The sequence below is a fragment of the Bradyrhizobium guangdongense genome, from assembly GCF_006483445.1.
Lineage (GTDB): Bacteria > Pseudomonadota > Alphaproteobacteria > Rhizobiales > Xanthobacteraceae > Bradyrhizobium > Bradyrhizobium guangdongense_A.
In genome coordinates this window covers 1-4664 of sequence record NZ_PPPT01000288.1, presented here as the reverse complement: position 1 = coordinate 4664, position 4664 = coordinate 1, and the positions used below count along the sequence as shown (strand labels likewise).

At 66.1% G+C, this 4664-nt stretch carries 5 protein-coding genes; 4 read left to right on the top strand and 1 reads right to left on the bottom strand.

What is annotated here, in order from left to right; translation table 11 throughout:
• The 3 genes from C2U70_RS31910 to C2U70_RS31900 form a co-directional block, all read left to right on the top strand.
• Nucleotides 1-774 (top strand): MATE family efflux transporter (locus C2U70_RS31910; protein WP_246666921.1); only part of this gene is annotated, 774 nt, incomplete at its 5' end.
• Nucleotides 771-1256, top strand: a complete 486-nt coding sequence (locus C2U70_RS31905) for a DUF2867 domain-containing protein (RefSeq protein ID WP_140982597.1) — start codon at nucleotides 771-773, stop codon at nucleotides 1254-1256. The genes C2U70_RS31910 and C2U70_RS31905, both read left to right, overlap by 4 nt.
• Entirely contained in the window at nucleotides 1253-1903 is a 651-nt protein-coding gene (locus C2U70_RS31900; protein WP_140982596.1) for a 2-hydroxychromene-2-carboxylate isomerase, read from the top strand. Before C2U70_RS31905 ends, C2U70_RS31900 begins: the two co-directional genes overlap by 4 nt.
• Nucleotide 1904: 1 nt before the next feature.
• Here the strand turns inward: C2U70_RS31900 and C2U70_RS31895 are convergent, their stop codons facing one another.
• Nucleotides 1905-3020 (bottom strand): FUSC family protein, encoded by a 1116-nt coding sequence (locus C2U70_RS31895; RefSeq protein WP_140982598.1) that lies wholly within the window; start codon nucleotides 3018-3020, stop codon nucleotides 1905-1907.
• 124 nt (nucleotides 3021-3144) lie between these two features.
• On the opposite strand from C2U70_RS31895, the gene C2U70_RS31890 reads away from it, so the two are divergent.
• Entirely contained in the window at nucleotides 3145-4512 is a 1368-nt protein-coding gene (locus tag C2U70_RS31890) for an MmgE/PrpD family protein (RefSeq protein ID WP_140982595.1), read from the top strand.
• The last annotated feature ends 152 nt before the right edge of the window (nucleotides 4513-4664 follow it).

Sequence of the window (4664 nt, the reverse complement as noted above, 5' to 3'; positions counted from 1 at the left end):
GCGGGGCTTGCGACCACGCTGGTCAATTTCGCCACCTTCTTCGCAGCGCTCGGCATCGTCGCCTACCGGCAGCCGTTCGCCGGGTACCACCCGCTGGTCCATCTCTGGCGGATCGATTGGCCGCTGATGCGCCAGCTGCTGGCGATCGGCGCACCGATTTCGTTTTCGCTCTTGATGGAATACGGCCTGTTTTCCTCGGCGGCGCTCTTGATGGGATTGATCAGCACGACCGCGCTTGCCGCGCACCAGATCGCGTTGCAGGTGACGGCCGTCCTGTTCATGATTCCGCTCGGCATCGGGCTTGCCGCAACCGTGCGGGTCGGGCATGCCTTCGGCCGCAACGAGCCGGAAGCGGTGAAGCGCGCCGGCCTGGTCGCGGCGCTGCTCGGAATCGCGCTCGTCGCCGCGTTCACGCTCGCAATCGTGCTGACACGCCACCAGCTGGCGCGGCTGTTCTTCGGCGGCGGCGAGGCGAGCGAGGCAACCGTCGAGCTGACCGCAACGCTGCTGCTGGTCGGCGCCACCTTCTTCATTGCCGACGGCCTGCAGACCATCATGGGGGGCGCGCTGCGCGGCCTCAATGACACCCGGATGACGCTGGTCTTCGCCGCGATCGGCTATTGGTGCGTTGCCTTCCCGATCGCCTGGGTCTTGGGCTTCCACACCCATCTCGGCGCTGTGGGCATCTGGACCGGACTGTCGATCGGATCGTTCGTCTATGCCGGGCTTCTGATCTTGCGCTTCCGGCGTCTGGCGCGCAAATTGGCGGCATGACAAACGTCCGTGAAATCACCCCCGAAGTCGACGCGAGCAAGTTGCTCGCCGGCGCCCAGTTCGTCGATTCCTTTCGTGTCGACATTGGCGAGCAACCGCTCGATGCGAGGGGCGCCTGCACGAAGATGGTGCTCGGCGGACCGCGTTGGATCGATGCGCTGACGCGCCTGCGCAACATCCTGGTGACGCCGTTCGGGCTCAAGACGTCAGGCGAAGGCGCGCCGGCGCCCGGCGGCATGATCGGCCTGTTTCCTGTCGTCAGCGAAACACCGGAGCGGCTGGTCGCAGGCTTCAACGACTATCACCTCGATTTCCGTGTCGTCGTCGATGTCGGACGCGCAGCGACCGGCCGGCAAGTGACCGCGACCACGCTGGTGCTGACGCATAATCTCTTGGGTCGCACTTACCTCGCGCTGATCACGCCCTTCCACAAGCTGGTCGTACGCAGCATGATGAAGGGAATCGCGGAGCCGGCCCGATGACGCTCTCCGTCGACCTCTTCTTTTCCTTCCGCAGCCCCTACAGCTATCTGGCGCTGCCCAAGACATTGAAGCTGGTCGAGGAGTACGATCTCGCAGTGAACTTGCGTCCGGTCTACCCGCTTGCGGTGCGCGTGCCCGGCTTCTTCAAGAAGGCCAATCCGCAATTCGCGCGCTATATCGTGCTCGATTCCAGCCGCGTGGCGCAGCACGAGGGCATCCCGTTCCGCTTTCCGCGCCCCGACCCGATCGTGCAGGACATGACGACGCTCGAGGTGGCCGCGGAGCAGCCCTACATCCATCGCCTGACACGGCTCGGCGCCATGGCCCAGCTCGAGGGCCGCTCGCTACCGTTCACCTACGCGATTGCGCGCACGATGTGGGACGGCTCGGTCGCCGGCTGGAACGAAGGCGATCATCTCGCGCGTGCCGCTGAAAAAGCCGGGTTCGATCTCGCGGCGATGGATGCGGCTGTCAGCGGCGACCCTGACCGCTACGAACAGGTGATCGCCGGCAATGAGAAGGACCACGCGGCCTCAGGCCATTGGGGCGTGCCGACCTTCGTGTTCGAAAAAGAGCCGTTCTTCGGCCAGGACCGCATCGATCTCCTGGTTTGGCGCATGCAAAGCAAGGGCTTGAAGCGGCGTTGAATCAACGCGGGACGCGCGCGGGTTTGTCCAGTGAGGTCTCCGACCACTCGCCGACGACACGATCGAGATCGCCGAGATTCTGGTGCATCTGCTCCAGCGAGAAGCTGAGCGCGAAGAAGCGCTCCGCGGTATCGCCGGGATGGCCGCGGATCAGTCCTTCGCGGCGCACGGCGGCGACCTCGTTTGCGTAGCGCTCGAGCGCCTGGTGCACCGGCCGGATCGCCGGTGCGCCCACGCCGGAGCGAAGCGCCTCCGCCGCGGATCGCATATAGGCCGCTATCGTCGCCGAGACATCGGACAAGGGTCCGACGAGCCGCACCTGCACCTCGGCCGGCAGCGGCACCACGGTAGCGCGCCCGATCATCACGACGTCGTGGCGCAGCCGCAGGACCGTCCGCAGCAACGGACCTGTATCGGGCCCGGACGACAGCCGCGCCGCGCGCTCGCGTTCGGCCTCCGTGCCGATCGCGTTGAGTGAGACGATCGCGGAGCCGATGCCGTCCTGGATGCTATGAAGTGCGTCGCTGTCGCGCCCGCGCGTCAAACCGGCCAGCAATTCGGTGAAGGCGTCGGCGATCAGATCGAGCAGGTGTCCGGCGCTGGCGCGGATCTGCCGCACCGCGCGCGAGGGTAGCACGAGGAACGAGACCAGGAGGCCGGTGATCGCGCCGACCGAAACCTCGCTGACGCGATCGATCGCCGAGGTCATGGGATCGGCGTGGTGCATGGTCGGCACCAGCAGCACGATCACGGCGGTCACGGTAGCGGCGCTGAGGCTCGGATGGATCGCCGCAACGAAGGAGAGCGGCGCCACGGCGAGCACCAGCAGCCCGAGCAACTGGACCTCGCCGGAATAGGGAATCAGCACCGCGATCGCGCCGCCATAGATGGCACCGCCGACGGTACCGAGCATGTAATCGCGGCTCGCTTTCAGCGAGCGCCCGACGCTCATCTGGGTGACGATCAGCGAGGTCAGCACGGCCCAAAGCGGCAGCAGGAGATGCAGCGCGGTCGCGATCGCATAGGCCGCGGTGGCCGCCACCGTGACCCGGATCGCCAGGCCTAGTTGCGTCCGCCGCGCCATGAACCCGTCGATCAGGTGCTGTGAGAGAGCCATCATCCAATGTTCCGGCAACGATCCTGCTTAGGTCCCTGACAGCATAGCTGATCCCCGCAGGCCAAAGGCAGCTTGAAAGGCAAAATCAGCCCGCCTAATTTGCCCGGCAAAACGAGGAAACACGATGGCCAACGAAACCGCAACGCTCGCCGCCTATGTCGCCAACCTGAAGTTCGACGATATCCCGGTTGAGGTGCTGGATCGCGCAAAAGTGCTGACGCTCGATTTCCTCGGCAGCGCGATCCGGGCGCGGAGCGAGGCGGAATCGACGCCGTCGCTGCTGAAGATGCTGGAGGCCCTCGCGCTCGACACCAAGGGCGAATCCACCGTGTTCGGCGACACCAAGACCTGGACGCCCGCGGTCGCCGCCCTGCTCAACGGCGCGCTCGGCCACTCCCTCGATTTCGACGACACGCATGCGGATTCGTCGCTGCATCCGAGCGCGCCTGTCGTCCCGGCGGCGTTTGCCGTGGGTGAAATGGTCGGAGCGTCCGGCCGCGACGTGCTGACCGCGATCGTTGCGGGCTATGAAGTCTGCTGCCGTCTCGGCAACGCGCTCGACCCGACCTCGCATTATGCGCGCGGTTTTCATCCGACCGCGACCGCCGGCACCTATGGCGCGGCCGCCGCGGCGGCAAAGCTGTTCGGCCTCTCCGAGACGCAGATTATCGCGGCCTTCGGTGTCTCCGGCAGCCAGGCCGCGGGCTCGCTGCAATTCCTGGTCAACGGCGGCTGGAACAAGCGCTACCAGGTCGGCGCTGCCGCGATGAACGGCGTGATCGCCGCCACGCTTGCGCGCAACGACTTCATCGGTGCGACCGAATCCGTCGAGGGCAAGCACGGCCTTTTGGTGGGCTACACCGATGACGCGCATCCCGACAAGGCGACAGCCGGGCTCGGCAAGACCTACGAGACCATGAAGATCGGCGTGAAGCCGTATCCAAGCTGCCGTTACACCCATGCCGCGATCGACGCGCTGATTGCGATGCGGCGGGAGCACAATCTGACGCCGGACCAGGTCAAGCGTGTCGAGATCGGCCTGCACCGCAACGGCATCACGTTGACCGGCGATGCCGCAACCAAGCGGCACCCGCGCTCGATCGTCGGCGGCCAGTTCTCGATGTTTTTCACCGGCGCGCTCGCGCTCGACCAGGGCTCGTTCGGCTGGGACGACTATAACCGCCTCGGCGACGCCGCGATCGACGCGCTCGCCGACAAGTTCGACGTCGTGCAGGACGACCGGCTGGAGGGCCGCACCCACCCGTTCGGCGCGCGTGTCAGCATCACCACCGACGACGGCGTGCATGAACGTCTCTACGCCGATCCCTCCGGCGAGCCGAACTCGTTCCCGGATGCCAAGGCGATGCAGCAGAAATTCCTGACGCTGGCGCGCCCAGTGTTGAGCGGACGCGCCGAGCAGTTCGCGGATGCGATCCTGTCGCTGGAGCGGTTCGATCGCGTGGCGAAGGCGACGCAGTTGGGGCGGCAGTAGCGCGGGTGGTCGCTGCTGTACCCTCTCCCCTTGTGGGAGAGGGTGGCTTCGCGAAGCGAAGCCGGGTGAGGGGTCTCTCTCCGCGAATGACCTCTCGCGATTTGTCTCGCTGATGCATACCCCTCATCCGGCGCTTCGCGCCACCTTCTCCC

Coding starts and splice junctions, on each gene's coding strand:
- C2U70_RS31900 (WP_140982596.1), top strand. CDS start 1,253: ATGACGCTCTCCGTCGACCTCTTCTTTTCCTTCCGCAGCCCCTACAGC.
- C2U70_RS31905 (WP_140982597.1), top strand. CDS start 771: ATGACAAACGTCCGTGAAATCACCCCCGAAGTCGACGCGAGCAAGTTG.
- C2U70_RS31895 (WP_140982598.1), bottom strand. CDS start 3,020: ATGGCTCTCTCACAGCACCTGATCGACGGGTTCATGGCGCGGCGGACG.
- C2U70_RS31890 (WP_140982595.1), top strand. CDS start 3,145: ATGGCCAACGAAACCGCAACGCTCGCCGCCTATGTCGCCAACCTGAAG.